This window comes from Ruthenibacterium sp. (assembly GCF_017421385.1).
Taxonomy (GTDB): domain Bacteria; phylum Bacillota; class Clostridia; order Oscillospirales; family Ruminococcaceae; genus Ruthenibacterium; species Ruthenibacterium lactatiformans.
Genome location: NZ_JAFOIN010000032.1, coordinates 14,608 through 31,603 on the forward strand (window position 1 = coordinate 14,608; position 16,996 = coordinate 31,603).

Annotated in this window: 20 protein-coding genes; 14 read left to right on the top strand and 6 right to left on the bottom strand. The window is 58.0% G+C overall.

Annotated features, from left to right (window positions below):
* Nucleotides 1-163 precede the first annotated feature (163 nt).
* Nucleotides 164-736, top strand: a complete 573-nt coding sequence (locus tag IIY41_RS03845) for a hydrolase (RefSeq protein WP_117460870.1) — start codon at nucleotides 164-166, stop codon at nucleotides 734-736.
* Between the two features lie 107 nt (nucleotides 737-843).
* Here IIY41_RS03845 and IIY41_RS03850 read toward each other — a convergent pair whose 3' ends face one another.
* The 3 genes from IIY41_RS03850 to IIY41_RS03860 all read right to left on the bottom strand — a co-directional run bounded on the left by IIY41_RS03850 (nucleotide 844) and on the right by IIY41_RS03860 (nucleotide 3,386).
* Entirely contained in the window at nucleotides 844-2,175 is a 1,332-nt protein-coding gene (locus tag IIY41_RS03850; RefSeq protein WP_287399792.1) for a redoxin domain-containing protein, read from the bottom strand.
* Between the two features lie 189 nt (nucleotides 2,176-2,364).
* Nucleotides 2,365-2,847 carry an RrF2 family transcriptional regulator gene (locus tag IIY41_RS03855; protein WP_009326032.1) on the bottom strand — a complete coding sequence of 161 codons (483 nt, stop codon included), beginning with the start codon at nucleotides 2,845-2,847 and terminating at the stop codon, nucleotides 2,365-2,367.
* Nucleotides 2,848-3,062: 215 nt separating this feature from the next.
* The gene (locus IIY41_RS03860; RefSeq protein WP_009326033.1) at nucleotides 3,063-3,386 is read right to left on the bottom strand and encodes a winged helix-turn-helix transcriptional regulator; all 324 of its coding nucleotides are present in this window, start codon (nucleotides 3,384-3,386) and stop codon (nucleotides 3,063-3,065) included.
* A 203-nt stretch (nucleotides 3,387-3,589) separates the two neighbouring features.
* Between IIY41_RS03860 and acgA the strand changes: the two genes are divergently transcribed.
* The 7 genes from acgA to IIY41_RS03895 all read left to right on the top strand — a co-directional run bounded on the left by acgA (nucleotide 3,590) and on the right by IIY41_RS03895 (nucleotide 7,796).
* Nucleotides 3,590-3,733, top strand: a complete 144-nt coding sequence (gene acgA / locus IIY41_RS03865; protein ID WP_117460872.1) for an ACGX-repeat peptide — start codon at nucleotides 3,590-3,592, stop codon at nucleotides 3,731-3,733.
* A 98-nt stretch (nucleotides 3,734-3,831) separates the two neighbouring features.
* Entirely contained in the window at nucleotides 3,832-4,863 is a 1,032-nt protein-coding gene (gene acgM / locus IIY41_RS03870) for a radical SAM/SPASM domain protein, ACGX system (protein WP_287399795.1), read from the top strand.
* A 2-nt stretch (nucleotides 4,864-4,865) separates the two neighbouring features.
* A complete protein-coding gene (locus IIY41_RS03875) occupies nucleotides 4,866-5,444 on the top strand; it encodes a nitroreductase family protein (RefSeq protein ID WP_287399797.1) in 579 nt (192 codons plus the stop codon).
* A gap of 9 nt (nucleotides 5,445-5,453) precedes the next feature.
* Complete coding sequence (locus tag IIY41_RS03880; RefSeq protein ID WP_287399799.1) at nucleotides 5,454-5,750, top strand: pyridoxamine 5'-phosphate oxidase family protein; 297 nt, start codon at nucleotides 5,454-5,456, stop codon at nucleotides 5,748-5,750.
* A gap of 66 nt (nucleotides 5,751-5,816) precedes the next feature.
* On the top strand, nucleotides 5,817-6,068 hold the full coding sequence (locus tag IIY41_RS03885; protein ID WP_287399801.1) for a 4Fe-4S dicluster domain-containing protein: 252 nt from the start codon (nucleotides 5,817-5,819) through the stop codon (nucleotides 6,066-6,068).
* A gap of 59 nt (nucleotides 6,069-6,127) precedes the next feature.
* Complete coding sequence (locus IIY41_RS03890) at nucleotides 6,128-7,012, top strand: SIR2 family NAD-dependent protein deacylase (RefSeq protein ID WP_287399803.1); 885 nt, start codon at nucleotides 6,128-6,130, stop codon at nucleotides 7,010-7,012.
* A complete protein-coding gene (locus IIY41_RS03895) occupies nucleotides 7,005-7,796 on the top strand; it encodes a protein-ADP-ribose hydrolase (protein ID WP_287399805.1) in 792 nt (263 codons plus the stop codon). Before IIY41_RS03890 ends, IIY41_RS03895 begins: the two co-directional genes overlap by 8 nt.
* A 62-nt stretch (nucleotides 7,797-7,858) precedes the next feature.
* On the opposite strand, the gene IIY41_RS03900 is transcribed toward IIY41_RS03895, so the two are convergent.
* On the bottom strand, nucleotides 7,859-8,695 hold the full coding sequence (locus IIY41_RS03900; RefSeq protein ID WP_058723484.1) for a deoxyribonuclease IV: 837 nt from the start codon (nucleotides 8,693-8,695) through the stop codon (nucleotides 7,859-7,861).
* 133 nt (nucleotides 8,696-8,828) lie between these two features.
* Here IIY41_RS03900 and IIY41_RS03905 point away from each other — a divergent pair, with 133 nt between their 5' ends.
* Nucleotides 8,829-9,521 carry a DNA alkylation repair protein gene (locus IIY41_RS03905; protein WP_050004441.1) on the top strand — a complete coding sequence of 231 codons (693 nt, stop codon included), beginning with the start codon at nucleotides 8,829-8,831 and terminating at the stop codon, nucleotides 9,519-9,521.
* A gap of 66 nt (nucleotides 9,522-9,587) precedes the next feature.
* On the opposite strand, the gene IIY41_RS03910 is transcribed toward IIY41_RS03905, so the two are convergent.
* The gene (locus IIY41_RS03910; protein WP_009326046.1) at nucleotides 9,588-10,211 is read right to left on the bottom strand and encodes a DUF6198 family protein; all 624 of its coding nucleotides are present in this window, start codon (nucleotides 10,209-10,211) and stop codon (nucleotides 9,588-9,590) included.
* 143 nt (nucleotides 10,212-10,354) lie between these two features.
* On the opposite strand from IIY41_RS03910, the gene IIY41_RS03915 reads away from it, so the two are divergent.
* From IIY41_RS03915 to IIY41_RS03925, 3 genes are all read left to right on the top strand, one after another.
* Nucleotides 10,355-11,191, top strand: a complete 837-nt coding sequence (locus tag IIY41_RS03915) for a MerR family transcriptional regulator (protein WP_278886339.1) — start codon at nucleotides 10,355-10,357, stop codon at nucleotides 11,189-11,191.
* A complete protein-coding gene (locus IIY41_RS03920) occupies nucleotides 11,181-11,492 on the top strand; it encodes an MGMT family protein (protein WP_117472325.1) in 312 nt (103 codons plus the stop codon). The genes IIY41_RS03915 and IIY41_RS03920 overlap by 11 nt, the downstream gene beginning before the upstream one ends.
* 105 nt (nucleotides 11,493-11,597) lie before the next feature.
* The gene (locus IIY41_RS03925; protein WP_050004443.1) at nucleotides 11,598-12,473 is read left to right on the top strand and encodes an AraC family transcriptional regulator; all 876 of its coding nucleotides are present in this window, start codon (nucleotides 11,598-11,600) and stop codon (nucleotides 12,471-12,473) included.
* 631 nt (nucleotides 12,474-13,104) lie between these two features.
* Here IIY41_RS03925 and IIY41_RS03930 read toward each other — a convergent pair.
* Entirely contained in the window at nucleotides 13,105-14,037 is a 933-nt protein-coding gene (locus IIY41_RS03930) for a DUF1848 domain-containing protein (protein ID WP_287399810.1), read from the bottom strand.
* A gap of 400 nt (nucleotides 14,038-14,437) precedes the next feature.
* On the opposite strand from IIY41_RS03930, the gene IIY41_RS03935 reads away from it, so the two are divergent.
* Nucleotides 14,438-15,004 carry an MntP/YtaF family protein gene (locus IIY41_RS03935; RefSeq protein WP_058724044.1) on the top strand — a complete coding sequence of 189 codons (567 nt, stop codon included), beginning with the start codon at nucleotides 14,438-14,440 and terminating at the stop codon, nucleotides 15,002-15,004.
* A 103-nt stretch (nucleotides 15,005-15,107) separates the two neighbouring features.
* Entirely contained in the window at nucleotides 15,108-16,946 is a 1,839-nt protein-coding gene (gene glgB, locus IIY41_RS03940) for a 1,4-alpha-glucan branching protein GlgB (protein ID WP_287399812.1), read from the top strand.
* Nucleotides 16,947-16,996 lie beyond the last annotated feature (50 nt).

The window sequence follows — 16,996 nt, forward strand, 5'->3', positions numbered from 1 at the left end:
ACTGCGAGCACAAAATGCCGTGATCTCTCCCCTGCGCGCTGCGGCGTAGGACGCAAGGCCGTCCTCTCTGCGGCGCGTTTTGTTCAGCTCCCCTCTTTTGTTTTTGCGCAGTATCTGCTACAATAAAGCCAATTTCCAAATTTTTTGAAAAGGGGTCTTTTCCATGACGCGTGAAGAAGCGCTTGCACTTTTAAAAAAATACAACAAAGAATCGTTCCATTTGCAGCATGCTTTCACGGTGGAGGGCGTCATGCGCTGGTATGCGAACGAGCTGGGGCACGGCGGCGAAGCGGATTTCTGGGCGCTGGTCGGCCTGCTGCACGACGTGGATTTTGAGCAGTGGCCGGAACAGCACTGCAAAAAAGCGCCCGAGCTGTTGGCTGAGATTGGCGCGGACGATGCGTTCGTACACGCGGTTTGCAGCCACGGTTACGGCCTGTGCAGCGATGTGGAGCCCGTGCTGGAAATGGAAAAAGTGTTATTTGCCGCGGACGAGCTGACGGGCCTTGTCGGCGCGGCCGCGCTGATGCGCCCCTCGAAGAGCGTGCAGGATATGGAGCTTTCCAGCCTGAAGAAAAAATTCAAAGACAAAAAATTCGCCGCGGGCTGCTCCCGCGACGTCATCCGCCAGGGCGCGGAACGCCTTGGCTGGGAGCTGGACAGGCTTCTGGACAGCACGCTGCAGGCCATGCGGGCCTGCGAGGATGATATTGCGGCACAGATGGCCTCTCTGTAAGCCTTTCCTGCGGGACATCCGTTCCCGGCCCACCAATCAGATGAAATCAAGCAAGGCGCCCCGGGCATTTTCCCGCCGGGGCGCCTGCTTATTTTCCGCCGGCTCCGTCAGCCCGCGCGTCTGCCGTCCAGCGTCTGCTGAACGATGCTGTCCATGATGTCCCGCGTCAATGTGCTTTCCACGTAACCAAACACATTGCCCTCCCGGTCGATCATAAACGTTGTGGGAAAGGCCCGCACACCGTATGCCGCGAACACCTCGCCCGTGGTATCCATCGCCACGGGATAGGTATAGCCGTTTTCCTCCAGAAACCGCTTCACCTCGTCTTCGCTTACATCCTGATTATACGGATATTGATCGGACTTTGGGTTCGCCACGGCCAGAACGACCACGTCTTCCTCGTTCAGCCCCAGATCCTCATACATCGCCTGGATGTCCGGCATCTCCCGCTGGCAGGGGCCGCACCAGGTCGCCCAGAAGTTCAGGAATACGACCTGGCCCTGATAATCCGAAAGCGTGTGCGTCTTGCCGAACTGGTCCGTCAGCGTGAAATCCGGTGCGGGGATCTCCGGCTGCTCCGAGCTGGCTGCAGAGCCGGAAGACGCCGACGCATTATCCGGCCCGGACGATGCATCGCCTCCCTGTCCCGCCGCGCTGTCTGACGGCACGAAAGACGAAGGGACGGCGGAAGACGCCGACGTCCCAGCGCCTCCCAAGCCGGAGAGATAGCTGGTAAAGCCGTTCATCCAGCCTGTCAGCATCATTACGCCCATCAGGATCATCAGCACACCGCCCGCCTTGACGGTATAACGCACCGCTTTCTGGTGTTTTTTGAAAAAATCCAGCAGCGAGCCCGTGAAAAGCCCTACCGCCAGGAACGGCAGCACGAACCCCAGCGTATATACGCCGATGAGCAAAAAGCCCTGTGCGGAAGAGCCAGCCGACGTTGCCATGATGAGCACGCTGCCCAGCGCCGGGCCGACGCACGGCGTCCACGCAAAACTGAACGTGAAGCCGAAAAGAAACGCCACCGCGGGATTCATTGAGAGACGGTCAAGACGGATGGGCAGGCGATGTTCGGTGCTGAGCGCGCGGGAACGGAACACGCCCAGCTGGTACAGGCCGAACAGAATGATCAGCACGCCGCCGATGCGCGCAAACAGCGCGCGGTTATCGGAGAAAAAGCGGCCCAACGCCGTAAACCCCAGCCCCAGCGCAAAAAAGGTAAAGCTGACGCCCAGCACAAAAAACACCGTATTGCGCATTACACGGCCGCGTTTGTAGCGCACTGTGCCGTCGGCGTCCACACTTTTCGCGCCGCCCGCCAGATACCCGATGTACAGTGGTACCAGAGGCAGCACGCACGGGGAAAAGAAGCTGAGGATGCCCTGCAAAAATACCGCTGCGGCGGAAACGCCTGTTTCAAGAGTAAAACCCATAGAAGTCTCCTTTTTGTTATATTTAAAAAATTCCGCAATAAAAAGGTTCATCTTGATGGCCGCAGGCCGGGGACGGCCCGCATGGCCTAAAAAATAGCCTCCGGCCATTTTTTATTGTTTTTCAATAAAATCCTTTCCCGGCAGCCCTCTAAAAAAGACACCGGAATGAAAACCGCCTGCGGGAGCCTTTTACTTCGCCCCGCCGTGCGCCGCGGCAGCTTTTTCTTTTTTTGCCCGGCCGCACGGCCCGGCCAGCGGCTTGCCGTCGAACAGCCGCGCCTCCAGCGCGGCTACCGTGACGCTTTGCAGACGTTCCTTGCACAGCGCGTCCAGGCCTGTGTACACTTCGTCCATCAATGCGCCCATGCCGCTTGCCACAAGACAGGGCTTATCCACGTCGCCGCTGCGCCACGATGCCGAAACGAACGCAGCACCTACCGCCTGCGCAATGTCGCACAGGGTCACGGTATCCGCCGAGCCCGCAAAGCGGTAACCCCCCACAGCGCCCTCGTGCGTTTCCACCAGCCCCGCCCGCTTGAGCTGGGCCATCACCTTGCGCACCCGGGCCGGGTTTGTACAAATATTCTCCGCCAGCACCTCGCTGGATACCATATCCCCCTTGTGATGCAGAAATACCATCGCGTGTACCGCGATGCCGAATTCGCTTGTCATCTTTCCGCTCCTTTTTAATTCCGCTATAAGTGCTCCGCACGGCCATTGCCGCCGGACAACTGTAACTTTTGTTATCTCAGTTTAATTGTTATACTATCAGTTACAGTTTGATTTGTCAACTCCTTTCGGCGCACAGCCTTTCCCCTCGCGGCAGTTTTATAGAAAAGGAAAAGCCCGGATGTCCCACCTGCAAAGGCGGGTATCCGGGCTTTTTCTCATCCCTGGTTTTTGTAGTTGTTTCCCCACACTTCCATCGCGTCCATGATAGGCCGCATGGATTCTCCCAACGCACTCAAGGCATACTCCACGCGGGGCGGAACTTCGGGATAAACCGTTCGGGTAATGATGCCGTCCTCTTCCATAGAGCGAAGGCTGTCGGTGAGCACTTTCTGGCTGATGCCCTCCAAATTTTTCCGCAGTTCATTGAAACGCCACGGCCGCTGCAGCAGATTCCGCATGATCAGCAGCTTCCATTTGCTGCCGATCAGCTGCACGGTGGTCGCGACCGGACAGGCCGGCATTTCTTCCTTTGTCAACATCAGGGAGTGCTCCTTTCCAATGCTTTAAATATGAATATTGCATTCAAATTATAATACAAAGGTGCTTTCACCGCAAGCGAAGGTCACCAAAAGGTAACTATGTAATAAAAAAGTGCGTACTTTTTTTCTTTGCCGCCGGCTTTTACAATACAGTCAGAGGGACAAACAACATCCCTCAAATAAAAAAGACGGAGGTAACGATCATGGCACTATCCAATCTGTTTGGCTGGGCACAAAAAAATGGGGAGGCTGCCGCCTCGGCCTGCGGTTCAGCCTGCGGCGCCGGGGACAAGCCCGAAGAAAAGCCCGCGGCCTGCGGTTCGGCCTGCGGCGCCGGGGACAAATAACTTCCCTGTTTTCCCGGCCGGGTTTCGGCCGGGTTCCTGAAAGTATAACCGGCCCCGGCCGGAGCAATAGAATTCGCCGATGGAACGGAGAGATCAAGATGAAAGAATATTTTGCCTTTCAATGGCACATAACGGACGAATGCGACCAACGGTGCAAACACTGCTACATTTTCTCGGAAAACAACTGCAAGCACCTGGATGCCATGACCTGGGAGCAAATTCAGGAAACCTTTTACAACTGTATGGACTTCTGCGAGGTATACGGCAGGCTGCCGTACTTTTACATCACCGGCGGCGACCCTATCCTTCACCCGGACTTTTGGCGGCTGCTGGCACTTTTGAAGGAGCACGACATTTCTTTTGCCATCCTGGGCAATCCGTTCCACCTGACCGACGAGGTCTGCATGCGTCTGAAGGGATACAGCTGCCGGAAGTACCAGCTTTCTCTGGACGGCATGCGGGAAACACACGACTGGTTCCGCAAGCCGGGCTCTTTTGACTGTACGCTGGAAAAGATCGGGTGCATCAACCGGGCGGGCATCCGTTCGGTGGTCATGACCACCGTTTCCGGCGCCAATATCAGCGAAGTGCCCGATATCATCGACACGGTGGTGAAAGCGGGCGCAGATGTGTATGCTTTCGCCCGCTACTGCCCTACCAGCGGTGAAAAGGACACCGGCATGACACCGCAGGACTACCAGCAGCTTTTGGATATCTGTTATCAGAAATATCAGAAATACGAGGCCGAAGGCTGCAAGACCTGCTTCAACAAAAAAGACCATCTTTGGACGCTTTACGAATATGAAAAAGGGATATTCAAAATCCCGGAGGATGCGCAGGACGGCATGATATACGGCGGCTGCAACTGCGGCAACTGCCATATGACCATTCTTCCGACCGGGGATATCTATGCCTGCCGCCGGGTCCAGAACAGCAAGGTGGGAAATGTTTTTTCGGACCGGATCGCAAACGTGTGGATCTGCCGGATGGAGGCCTATCGGGATTACAGCAAATTCGAAAAGTGCACAAAATGCGAACTGCTGCCTTACTGCCGCGGCTGCCCCGCAGTGGCAAGCGGCAAGGACGGAAACTTTTATGCGGCTGACCCGCAATGCTGGAAAGAGGTGTAAGCATGGAATTTTTCGATCTGGTAAAACGCCGGCGTTCCATCCGAAAATATCAGGACCGGCAAATCGAACGCGGCGATTTGGAAAAAATCATTCAGGCGGGGCTTTGCGCGCCCAATGCCGGCGGCGGACAGCGCGCGATCATCGTCGCAGTGCGAAACCGCGCGCTTTGCGAAAAAATCGGGAGGCTGAATATCGCTAAATTCAACCGAAACAGCCTGGCCGGCTCTTACGTATCATCAGAACAGCCCAGCATCATCGACGACCCCTCGATCCGAAGCGGATTTTACGGTGCCCCCACGGTCTGCGCGGTTCTCGGGCCGAAGAATTTTCTGTACAGCGTTGCGGACGCCTTCTGCTGTGCCGAAAACATGGCTCTGGCCGCCACGGAACTGGGGCTTGCCTCCTGTCTGATCGCACGCGGCGAAGAAACCTTCGACAACGAACCGGGGGCCGCGCTTTTGAAGGAATGGCGGATCCCGGACGGATATGTTGCACGCTGCTTCGTGCTTTTGGGGTACCATGCGGGAGCTTATCCGCAGGACAAGCCCCGAAGGGCCGACCGCAGCCTGGTCGTAGAATGAGGTGGGCTTATGGATGCACAGACCTGTTTGAAAAAGCTGCAGTGTGTCGGGGTGCTGAATTTTTCCACCGTCGGCCTAGACGGAACACCGCAGGCGCGCTGTATCAGCGCCATCCATTATACTTCGGACGCGCTTTATTTTTTCACTGCGCGCGGAAAAGAATTTTGCCGTGAACTTCTTCACGACGGACAAGTACAGATACTGGCGTATACCCGGTATAAAGAGATGATCCGTGTATCCGCAAAGGCCGTTCCTGTACCAGAAGCGGAACAAAAACGCTGTATCGACCTTATTTTTCAGGAATAGCCTTATCTTTCCAATGTGTATCCGGGCGCCACGCGGGAAATCGGAATCGTCTTTGTTGTCCGGGATATGCGGATCGAGTATTTCCATTTGGGTGTGAAGCCCATTTTCCGGGAGACGTATACGCTTGGAAAGGGAAAACACACGCCAAAAGGTTACGAGATTACCGGGGAGTGCATCGGCTGCGGGAAATGCGTTCAGATCTGTCCGCAGCAATGCGTTGCACCGGGAACACCCTACCGCATCGCACAGGAGCACTGCCTGCATTGCGGAAATTGCTTCGAGCAGTGTCCCGTACAGGCCGTCACGAAAAAAATTTGAGGTGCAGTATGAATGGCAAAGAAAAACAGCGGCTCCGGCGCGGAAGGAAGGCAGAGACAATGCTTAGGGCACGTACCCGGACAGAAAAAGACGTTTTTTCGAAAACGGAACGGCTGAAGCAGGCGCTTGAAACGGCCGACGCCGTTCTCATCGGTGCGGGTGCGGGGCTTTCCGCCTCTGCGGGATTTACATATTCCGGGGAACGCTTTCACCGGTATTTCAGTGATTTTGAAGCAAAGTACGGTTTTCATGATATGTATTCCGGCGGCTTTTATGCTTATCCCACTCTGGAAGAGCACTGGGCGTACTGGAGCCGGTATATCCAGGTCAACCGTTATGAAAATGCCCCAAGGCCCGTTTACGATTCGCTGTACCGGCTCATATCCGAAAAAGATTATTTTGTACTCACGACCAATGTGGACCACTGTTTTCAGAAAGCGGGTTTTGATAAAAAACGGCTGTTTTACACACAGGGCGATTACGGTTTGCTCCAGTGCTGCGAGCCGTGTCACCGGCAGACCTATGATAACCGGGCCCTTATCCTGCGCATGGTGGAAGAACAAAAAAACATGCGCATCCCCACCGCGCTGATCCCACGGTGCCCGAAATGCGGAAAGCCCATGGCGGTGAACCTGCGTTCGGACGACCGTTTTGCCGAAGACGAAGGCTGGCGGAAAGCCGCTGGCCGGTATGCGGATTTTCTGCACCGCCACGATGGCATGCACATTCTCCTTTGGGAGATCGGCGTCGGATACAACACCCCGGGCATCATCAAATATCCTTTTTGGCAGATGACCGCGCAAAATCCAAACGCAGTATATGCCTGTTTGAACAGCGGGCAGGCTGTTTGCCCCGGGGCGATCCAACGGCAGTCCATCTGCATCGACGGCGACGCGGGCATACTGCTGCAGGCGCTTCTCGCGCCGGAGGAGTCCTATGAATGAACTGGAAAGCCTATTGCAATTGAATAAAATGCTTCTGGCCGAATCGCCCCAGTACCTGGCACAGGCAGCCGCTTTCCCGCCGGATGCGGAAGCACAGTGGCGGCTGTTCCGCTCGCTCGTCAATGTACGGGCACCGAGGCCGGCCGGCGGGGATTTCTTAGCGCTGCAGGACAGCTTGCTGCAAAAAATAACCGCCTGCAAGGGAGTCACCGCCTTTCATTCGCTGACGCCGATGCAGAAAGGCCTGTACCTGTGGCGGGGCGATATCACCACCCTGCAGACTGATGGGATCGTGAACGCCGCAAACAGCGGGCTGACAGGCTGTTATCACCCCTGCCACCAATGCATTGACAATGCGATCCATACGTTTTCCGGTGTTCAGCTTCGGCTCGCCTGCGCTTCCATAATAAAAGCGCAGGGCCGCCCGGAGCCTGCCGGACAGGCGAAAATAACAAGGGCTTACAACCTGCCTTGCCGTTATGTCCTGCATACGGTCGGGCCGGCTGTGGCGGGAGCCCCCTCGCAGAAGGACCGCGATTTACTGGCGTCCTGTTACCGTTCCTGTCTTGCGCTGGCGGAAAAGCACGGGCTGCGCTCCATCGCATTTTGCTGCATCTCTACCGGAGAATTTCATTTTCCCCGCCGGGAAGCAGCGGAAATCGCAGTCAAAACCGTAAAAGAATATTTAAATGCCTCTCCCGGGCTCCTGGTCGTTTTTAATGTTTTTACGGAGGAAGTCCACAAGATCTACCATGATCTGCTCCGGCCGCTCAAGCACAGGTGAATCATCTTCCGCAAAAAGCAGAGGCCGCTTGAAAAAGCGGCCTCTGCTTTTTGCCATAACGTCTATCCCTCGTACGCTTCGCGCAGCATGGCGATTTCCCGCGCCCAACCGGCGTCGTCGTTTGGCGTCTCTAAAATAAAAGGCAGTTCACGCAGCGCGGGATGGTTGATGATGCGCCGGAAAGCCTCGAAGCCGATGTGTCCCTCGCCGATCTTTGCATGTCTGTCCTTATGCGCGCCCAGCGGATTCATACTGTCGTTGATGTGCACCGCACGCAGGCGGGAAAGCCCCACCGTTTTGTCAAACTGTGTCAGAACGCCGTCCAGATCGTTGACAATGTCGTAGCCGCCGTCCCACACATGGCAGGTGTCCAGACACACGCCCATTTTTTCGTCAAGCGCAACGCCGTCCAGAATTGAACGCAGCTCCTCAAAGGTGCGCCCTACCTCGCTGCCCTTGCCCGCCATGGTCTCCAGCAGCACCATGGTGCGCTGCCCGGGCAGCAGCACGCTGTTGAGCTGTGCCGTAATGAGCGCCACGCCCGTCTGCACGCCCTGCTGTACATGGCTGCCCGGATGAAAATTGTAGTAGTTGCCGGGCGTATGCTCCAGGCGCGCAAGATCGTCCCGCATCATGTTCTGCGCAAATTCCCGCAGGCCCGGGTCCGCCGCACAGGCGTTCATCGTATAAGGCGCATGGGCCACGATGGGGCCTTCCACGCCGTTTTCCGCCGCTTTGTCCAAAAATTCCGCCACATCAGCCTCATCCAGCGCTTTTACGCTTCCGCCCCGTGGGTTGCGCGTGAAAAATGCAAATGTGTTCGCTCCCAATTTGCGCGCCTGCCGTCCCATGGCGGCATAGCCCTTGGAGGAAGAAATATGGCTCCCGATCTTCAGCATTCCATCGTCCTTTCCGCCGTCGCCCTGCGCGGCCCGGCGCTGTGTGCTTCTGTCACGCACCCGTGTGGCGCGTCTCTGCACATATTGTAGCATATCCCGCCGGATTTTGGTAGAATGGACAGGGGTGATTTGTGTGGAGATCGACATAAAGGCTGAACTTGTCCGCCTGGCCGAACCGGAATACGCCGTTTTTTCCCGCAGGCTTTTGCCCGGCACGGAAAACGTGCTGGGCGTGCGCCTTCCCCTGCTGCGCCGCCTTGCGCGCCGCATTGCCAAGGGGGATTGGGCCGCCTATCTGGATACCGCAGGGGACGGCTCGTTTGAAGAAGTCATGCTGCAGGGAATGGTCATTGGTGCTATCTGCGCGCCGCCGCAGGAGGTTCTGGCCCGCACCGCTGCTTTCGTGCCGAAAATAGATAATTGGTCGGTGTGCGACAGCTTTTGCAGCGGACTGAAGCTGGCCCGCACGCATCCGGAGCCGGTGTGGGAATTTTTGCAGCCTTATTTTGAGGACCCCCGCCCCTTTGCCGTGCGTTTCGCCGTGGTGATGCTGCTGTTTTATTACATCGACGCGCAGCATCTGCCCCGCGTGCTTGCTCTGCTGGAGGAAGTACACAGCGACGAATACTATGTAAAAATGGCTGTTGCATGGGCTGCCTCCATGTGCTATGCCGCATTTCCCGACGAGACGCTGCCCTGGCTGCAAGCCGCGCGGCTGGACGAATTTACTTACCGCAGGACCATCCGGAAAATTTGTGAATCTCATCAGGTCAATGCAGAGCAGAAATCCCATTTGCGCGCACTGGAGCGGCGTCGGCAGGGTTGACGCACCATTGTCCTCAGCCAAAAATGGACGCGGTCAAAAGGCCGCGCCCGTTTTTTGTTTTTCGCCCTATGCTCCCTGCTCCGCCGCCGCGCACGGCGCGCCGATACGCTGGATGCGCTCGATGAGGAACGAGGACAGCGTCACCGTAATGAATGAGAATACGATGCGCCCTGCCGGAATGTACGTCAGCGACAGCGCCAGCACAATGGCGTCTGTCATAAAATAGGATTTGGAGAGCGTCAGCTTCGTAAACTTGTTCAGCAGCAGCGCCAGCACATCGTCGCCGCCGGACGCGCCGCCCGCACGTACAACAAGGCCCACGCCAACGCCCACGAACACTCCGCCCAGCAGCGCGGCAATCAGCGGTTGGCCGGAAAGGTCTGGCAAAACCGGGCCGACACGCTCCCACAGCATATAAAAGCAGGCGAAGCCCGCGCTCGCCGCGATGGCATATTTGAAAAACGCCTTGCCCAAAAAACGAAAGCCAAGCGCGTAGCAGATGACGTCAATGACAAATTCACTAACGCCCGGCGAAATGCCGAACCAGTGATGCAGCAGCAGCGTGGTGCCCAGCACACCGCCCTCGGTAACGCCGCTCTGGCTGTGGACATTGAACAAGCCGAAGCTGAGGATGGCCGCTCCCAGCAGCAGCACAGCATAGCGTGTCAGGGTTTCCTTTGCGGGTCTCATGGGTATCAAATCTCCTTCCAATGTTTGCAAAGCCATTATAAACCCTCGTATCGTCCTAAGGTCAAGCATCTTTTTCGCTTGTATTCTCCGCCCATGGACGGTATACTTTTTACAAAGCCTTTTACACCGCCGGGAGGAATTGGATGAAGGAATATTACAAGATCACCGAGGTGGCGCGGCTGTACGGCCTTTGCACGGACACGCTGCGTTATTATGAGGAACAGGGCCTGCTGCATCCCCATCGCAGCGAGGCGGGTTACCGCCTGTACAGCATCGACGATATCTGTAACCTGAACGTAATCCGCGCCCTGCGGGAGCTGGACATGCCCGTGGAGCACATGCGCCGTTATTTCGGGGAACGTACAGTGGCCTCCACACTGGACATGCTGGACGAGCAGGACGCTGCCATCCGGGCGCGCATTGCCGCCCTGCGGGACGCGCGTGCCGCCGTGGATGCGCGCCGGGCGCGTTTGGAGCGGTATGACGGGCAGGAACCGGGCCTGCTGCGCCTGCTGGAGCTGCCGGAACGTCCCTGTCTGCAATTGCAGGAGGATGTTATTCTGGAGCGCGAGATCGACTTCGCACTGAAAAAACTTGCCCACCGCCACGAGGAGGTCATTCGTGCGCTGGGTACCCAGTGCATGGGCGCGGTGCTGGACGAATCGCAGCGCGCCCGGGGGATCTACAACCATTTTTGCAGCGTGTTCTACCTGGGCTGCCGCAAGCGGGAAGCGGACGGCGCGCTGCCCGCGGGCGCTTACGCCAGCGTTTTTTACCGCGGTCCGTACAGCCAGCTTGCGGACGTATGCGCCGCGCTGTGGCCCCGTCTGGCCGCACAGGGCCTGCGGCAGGACGGGCCTGTGATGGAACTTTACCACATCGACGCCCACGACACCGCGCGGGTGGACGAGTATTTGACGGAGGTCCAGGTGCGCGTGGCGCGCGCGGGGCAGAAAGGGAGCGGGGAGCATGGCGTCTGAATTCACAAAACGCATTTATGAGGTCGTACGGCAGATCCCACGGGGCTGCGTGGCCTCTTACGGGCAGGTGGCGTTTCTTGCCGGGAATCCGCGCGGCGCGCGGGGCGTCGGCTTCGCGATGCACCGCAGCCCCGAGCCGGGCGGCATCCCGTGCCACCGCGTGGTATTTAAAGACGGCGGCCTGTGCGGCGGCCTTGCCTTTGGCGGCGAGGGCATACAGCGCGCACTGCTGGAGGAAGAAGGCGTGGTTTTCCTGCCGGACGGCCGCGTAGACATGGCCCGCTGCGGCTGGCTGAAATAAAATTCTTCCGCCGCTCCCCCTCCGCGTGACAGCGGACAGCACAGAATGTCAGGAACGGGAGCGCGGATTCCTTTATCATGGAATCACGCGGAAAGGGATGGCGCAATGAATTGGATCACCGGGATACAGCGGGCGCTGGACTACGTGGAAGCCCATTTGATGGAATCCGTTGACTATGAAGAAGCAGCGAAGCAGGCCTACTCGTCCAGCTTTCATTTTCAGCGGGTGTTCAGCATCCTGTGCGGCTTTACGCTGGGAGACTATATTCGAATGCGGCGGCTCACTCTGGCCGGCAGCGAACTTGCATCGTCGGACATTCGGGTAATCGACGCGGCTTTGAAATATGGCTATGATACGCCGGAGAGTTTCAGCCGTGCCTTTACCCGCTTTCACGGCGTGCCTCCCTCACAGGCAAAGCATGGCGCGGCGCTCAAAGCTTTTTCCCCTCTTTCCGTGAAACTTACTTTGGATGGAGGAAGCACAATGGATTACAGAATCGAAACAGTGGAAGCCTTCCGGCTCATCTGCCGAAAAAAGCAAATTCCCAGCCGGGCCGAATTGACGGAGGCGGTGATCTCCCCATTTTGGCGCGAATGCACCACCGACGGAACCATTGAGGCGCTGTGCCGCTATATCCCGGAACCCAATATCTTTGGCGACCGAATCGTGGGTGCCAGTTTCGGGCGGGATGCCGCGGATGCGGAATTCCCCTACGCCATCGGCGCGCCTTACAACGGAGCACCCGTCACGGATGCGGGATTGACCGTAGAAGACATTCCGGCCCACACTTATGTTGTATTTCCCTGCACCGGGCGAATGCCGGAGGCCCTTCAAAACCTTTACCAAAAGGTATGCAGCGAATTTTTCCCGGCCAGTGAATATCAGCCCTGCGGCGGAACGGATTTTGAGGCGTATCCCTCGGCAGATGTGGACGACCCCAACTACACCTGCGAAATCTGGGTGGCGGTTGAAAAGAAATGATTTTTCAGACGGTCGAAAAAGGCAAAGAAGGAAAAGGAACGTCCGGGAAAAAAGCTGGCGGTGGCAAAGCCATGCATCTTTGAGCAGCAAAGTGCAGGCCACGCGGCGAATGCCGCAAAAAAGGGGGTGGCGACCGCGCCCGCAGGCGCGTATCGGAGCGGCGCAAAGCCTCCCTTGCGGACCACCGCGCTGAAAGCGCGGCTCTTAGCGCGCAGACGCCCCTTTTTCATTTGAAATAACCCCGCGATGCCCCGCAGGGCCAGTGCCGAGGCGTGTAGAGCGAAACGACCGCCGAGGGCCGCCGTGTGCGGCGAACGGGCCGAAAGCCCTGTTCGCCGGCAGCCCGGCGCAAAAGCGCAGCTTTTTCGGCAAGCTGTCTGTCCACTTGAAAAAGAATAAAAATCGTTTGCCCGCCCGGACCTACGCCGGCCGGGCAAACACCTTGCAGCACAAAAGGGGTGATTTGTGTGCGAAGCGCTCAAGCTTCCCCCTTGTGCGCCGGAAAGGAGAACCGAGGAAAACAATGAGCGGCAGCGCCGTACAAAGCGTTTGGTATTCTCATAGGGCTGCGGCTTTGGCGGCCCCCTCAAAGGAAGGAGACCCATCTCCGGGTCTCCTTCCTTTTTGACTTTTAAAGGTTGTCAAACAACGACGTCTGTTCCGCACGCAGCGAAGGGCCCGTGCGGTCTGTGATCTGTTCGCCTCCCCGCGGCCATCCGGTGAGCATCGGCGCGTCCGGTGCATGGACGGCGCGGGCGCGCCGCAGCAGCGCCGGGCGTGTGGTGGCATAACAGTAGGTGCAGCCGTTGGGACAGGTATTGTATACGCCGATATCCACGGACGCCGCACAGCCGCAGGCCGGGCGCTGGCCGGGATCCCTTTCTACCCGGATGGGATACCCTGCGATACGTTCCACTTTCGCGCTGTCGATGCACGCCGCGTGCCGGATGCCGTATTCGGAAAGCTCCACAGCCTCGGCACAGGTGTACAGAGGCAGCCCATACTCTCCCGCAATGTCTGCAAATCCTTTCGCCAGCAAGCGCATCTGCGTTTCCTCCAACGGGGCGATGGACGGACGAATGCCCGGATATGGGTCCGCAAAGCTGAAAACACACCGCCGGGTGGCTCCGTGCAGCGCACGGCACAGCGCACCGAAACGCTCTAACTGCCACGCGGGAGTGATGGAGGAAGTAAGAAGCACCGGGTCGAACCGCCAGTCCACGCCCTCCGGGCCGAGGCGCTCGGACAGACGAAGAAACGTATCCACCGTGCGCGCTTTTTCAGGCAGGCCCGGCTCCAGTGCGGAGCCGTAGCCCGTTACTGTATATTCAAAATAGTATTTGTATCCAAGCGCGTCGAGCTCATCCAGCAGCGGCAGCATGGGCGCGGCGTTTTTCGTCCAAAAAACGATGCAGTCCACATTGCCCGGCGAAAGGGCCACGCGGCTGATACGCGACGCGTTATACGGGTTCGGCACAAGCACCTCTCCCGCCCTCAGGCGCGCCATCATCCACTGTCCGTAGTACGCTGGAATATCCGTGCGGCGGCTCGCGCTGATGATCATTCCGTCTTTCCCTTCCTTCTGCCGCGAAGCGGCCTCACCAAAACCGCACCTGCTTCGGTTTTGCATGGTTCAATGTTCTCAAAGCCCTGTGCGCCGGCACAGGGGCGTGTGCCTTGCACACGCGCGGCTGCGCAAGCGGCAGCTTTGAGGTTATTATACCATGACGCCGCGAAGCGGCCTCAACAAAACCGCACCCGCTGCGGTTTTGCATGGTTCAATGTTCTCAAACCCATGCGCGAAAGCGCATCCGCGCGTGCAAAGCACGCGCACGGCCGCGACAGCGGCGGGTTTGAGGTTATTATACCACATGCCTAAGCTTCCTGCCTCCCACCGCGCACCAAATCCCGGCCCGGCCATATACTGATGACAGGGGCTTTTTCCCGGAATGGAGGCGTTATGCATGGCACAGTGGATTTCTGCGTGTCTTTTCGCGCTTTCAGCCAATATTGATAATTTCCCCATCGGCATTGCTTACGGGCTGCGTGGTATGCGCATCGGAGCGGGCGGCAACCTTCTCATCGCATGCCTTACCAGCCTCGGTACAGCGGCCGCAATGCTGCTGGGCGGAGGGCTGGCACGGCTGATCCCGCCGGACACGGCAAATGCATTGGGCTGCATGCTGCTGGTCTTGATGGGCCTGTGGATGCTGTACCGCGAGGCGCAGGGCGGAATGGGAGCGCCGGAACAGCCGCCTGCGGACGCCTATGGAACGCGGCTGGGCCTGCGGGAAAGTGCCGCTCTTGCCGCCGCACTGATGGTGAACAATATGGGGTTTGGCGTGGGTGCGCGCATCACAGGGCTTTCCATTGTCAAAACAACAGCATGCACGTTCGTGTGCAGCCTGATACTTCTTGCGGGCGGCGCCGCTGTGGGCAGGCGGTTCGGCGGCGGGCATCTGGGCAGGTATGCGGGAGTATGCTCGGCGGCGCTCATTGTGGCGCTGGGCGTTTACGAACTTTTTATTTGACGCGCCTTATACCCGACAACCTCCCTGCATTGTCGATTGACTTCCCGTTCCTTCACCGCCTATAATGAAAGAACAAAAAAGCATCATGGGGAGGCCGCCAGAAATGGACCTGCACGATTTTTACACCGGCCGTACATTCGACGCGCACCGTTTTTTCGGCGCGCATTTTGAGGGAGACTTCGTAACCTTCCGCACCTATGCGCCCGGCGCACAGGCTGTGGAGTTGATTGGAGAATTCAACGGCTGGCAGGGTATGCCCATGGCCCGGGAGGGACAGGGCGGCATATTTTCCTGCCGTATACAGGGCGCAAAGCCCGGCATGCTGTATAAATACAAAATCCGTCCCGCTGCGGGCGGTGAGGCGGACCATTGCGACCCCTATGGCTTTTGGATGGAACTTCGTCCGGGCAGCGCCTCCGCGCTCTGGCCTTTGGGCGGGTACCGTTTCACAGACGAAGCCTGGATGGCGGCGCGCAGCCGCGCTTTCGATGCGCCCGTCAATATTTATGAGATGCATTTCGGCTCCTGGAAAAAAGACGAGGCCCGCGAAAACGGATGGTACCGCTATGATGAAATCGCGGACAAGCTGATTGCCCACGTAAAAGAAAACGGCTATAACTATATTGAATTCATGCCCCTGAGCGAGCACCCGGCGGACTGCTCCTGGGGGTACCAGAACACCGGCTTTTTCGCGCCCACGAGCCGCTACGGCACGCCCGACCAGCTCAAGGAGCTCATCGACAAATGCCACGCCGCGGGCATAGGCGTGCTTCTGGATTTCGTACCCGTGCATTTTGCACTGGATGCATACGCACTGGCCAATTATGACGGCACAGCTCTGTATGAATATCCCCATTCGGATGTGGGCGTCAGCGAATGGGGCAGCTGTAATTTCATGCACTCCCGCGGAGAGGTGTGCAGCTTTTTGCAGTCTGCCGCACACTACTGGCTGGAGGAGTTCCACTTCGACGGCCTGCGCATGGACGCCATCAGCCGCATGATCTACTGGCAGGGCGACCCCGCCCGCGGTGTGAACGGGAATGCCGTTTCATTTTTGCAGACAATGAATGCCGGCCTGCGGCGTCTGCATCCCACAGCGATGCTCATCGCAGAGGATTCCACCAATTTCCCCAAGGTGACTGCTCCTGTGGAATACGGCGGGCTGGGCTTCGACTACAAGTGGGACCTGGGCTGGATGAACGACACGCTGGACTACTTCAAAAAAACGCCGGAGGAGCGCCGGGCACAGTACCACAAGCTGACGTTTTCCATGGCGTACTTTCCGCAGGAACAGTATCTTCTCCCTCTTTCCCACGACGAGGTGGTCCACGGCAAAGCAGCCATCGTGCAGAAAATGTACGGGGATTACGAACAAAAATTTCCGCAGGCGCGGGCGCTGTACCTGTATATGATGGCGCATCCGGGTAAAAAGCTGAACTTTATGGGCAGCGAGCTTGGTCACATGCGCGAATGGGACGAAGCCCGGGAACTGGATTGGATGCTGCTGCAATACCCCATCCACGATGCGTTCCGCCATTTTACGGAAGAGCTGAACCGCCTGTATCTTTCCAACGACGCCTTTTGGCAGGGCGAGTATGATCCCGCACATTTTCAATGGCTGGACTGCCAGGCCGACGGGACCTGCCTGTATGCGTTCCTGCGCAGAGGCGGCACGCACACCGTGGCCGCAGCATTCAATTTCGGCGATACGCCCGCGCCCAGTTACCGCCTGCACATGCCCTTCGCCTGCCGTGCCCGGGTGCTTCTGCACACGGAGTGGAAGCGCTTTGGCGGTGCTCTGCCGGAGGAAACGCCTGCGGTGCGCTCGCGGGCCGCCCGGGAAGGCCACGTGCTGACATTTCCGTTGCCCGCGTTCAGCGGCCTTGTGCTGGAACTGGATGCGCCGGACGGCAGCCGCATGACGGGCAAACCGAATCAATGACCGAAACAAAACACACGGGGCTGTTTCCGTCAGCCCCGTGTGTTTTGTTT

Coding starts and splice junctions, on each gene's coding strand:
- IIY41_RS03880 (WP_287399799.1), top strand. CDS start 5,454: ATGGATGCACAGACCTGTTTGAAAAAGCTGCAGTGTGTCGGGGTGCTG.
- IIY41_RS03910 (WP_009326046.1), bottom strand. CDS start 10,211: ATGAGACCCGCAAAGGAAACCCTGACACGCTATGCTGTGCTGCTGCTG.
- IIY41_RS03925 (WP_050004443.1), top strand. CDS start 11,598: ATGAATTGGATCACCGGGATACAGCGGGCGCTGGACTACGTGGAAGCC.
- IIY41_RS03860 (WP_009326033.1), bottom strand. CDS start 3,386: ATGTTGACAAAGGAAGAAATGCCGGCCTGTCCGGTCGCGACCACCGTG.
- IIY41_RS03915 (WP_278886339.1), top strand. CDS start 10,355: ATGAAGGAATATTACAAGATCACCGAGGTGGCGCGGCTGTACGGCCTT.
- acgA (WP_117460872.1), top strand. CDS start 3,590: ATGGCACTATCCAATCTGTTTGGCTGGGCACAAAAAAATGGGGAGGCT.
- IIY41_RS03895 (WP_287399805.1), top strand. CDS start 7,005: ATGAATGAACTGGAAAGCCTATTGCAATTGAATAAAATGCTTCTGGCC.
- IIY41_RS03890 (WP_287399803.1), top strand. CDS start 6,128: ATGCTTAGGGCACGTACCCGGACAGAAAAAGACGTTTTTTCGAAAACG.
- IIY41_RS03930 (WP_287399810.1), bottom strand. CDS start 14,037: ATGATCATCAGCGCGAGCCGCCGCACGGATATTCCAGCGTACTACGGA.
- IIY41_RS03900 (WP_058723484.1), bottom strand. CDS start 8,695: ATGCTGAAGATCGGGAGCCATATTTCTTCCTCCAAGGGCTATGCCGCC.
- IIY41_RS03920 (WP_117472325.1), top strand. CDS start 11,181: ATGGCGTCTGAATTCACAAAACGCATTTATGAGGTCGTACGGCAGATC.
- acgM (WP_287399795.1), top strand. CDS start 3,832: ATGAAAGAATATTTTGCCTTTCAATGGCACATAACGGACGAATGCGAC.
- IIY41_RS03850 (WP_287399792.1), bottom strand. CDS start 2,175: ATGGGTTTTACTCTTGAAACAGGCGTTTCCGCCGCAGCGGTATTTTTG.
- IIY41_RS03935 (WP_058724044.1), top strand. CDS start 14,438: ATGGCACAGTGGATTTCTGCGTGTCTTTTCGCGCTTTCAGCCAATATT.
- glgB (WP_287399812.1), top strand. CDS start 15,108: ATGGACCTGCACGATTTTTACACCGGCCGTACATTCGACGCGCACCGT.
- IIY41_RS03875 (WP_287399797.1), top strand. CDS start 4,866: ATGGAATTTTTCGATCTGGTAAAACGCCGGCGTTCCATCCGAAAATAT.
- IIY41_RS03845 (WP_117460870.1), top strand. CDS start 164: ATGACGCGTGAAGAAGCGCTTGCACTTTTAAAAAAATACAACAAAGAA.
- IIY41_RS03885 (WP_287399801.1), top strand. CDS start 5,817: ATGCGGATCGAGTATTTCCATTTGGGTGTGAAGCCCATTTTCCGGGAG.
- IIY41_RS03855 (WP_009326032.1), bottom strand. CDS start 2,847: ATGACAAGCGAATTCGGCATCGCGGTACACGCGATGGTATTTCTGCAT.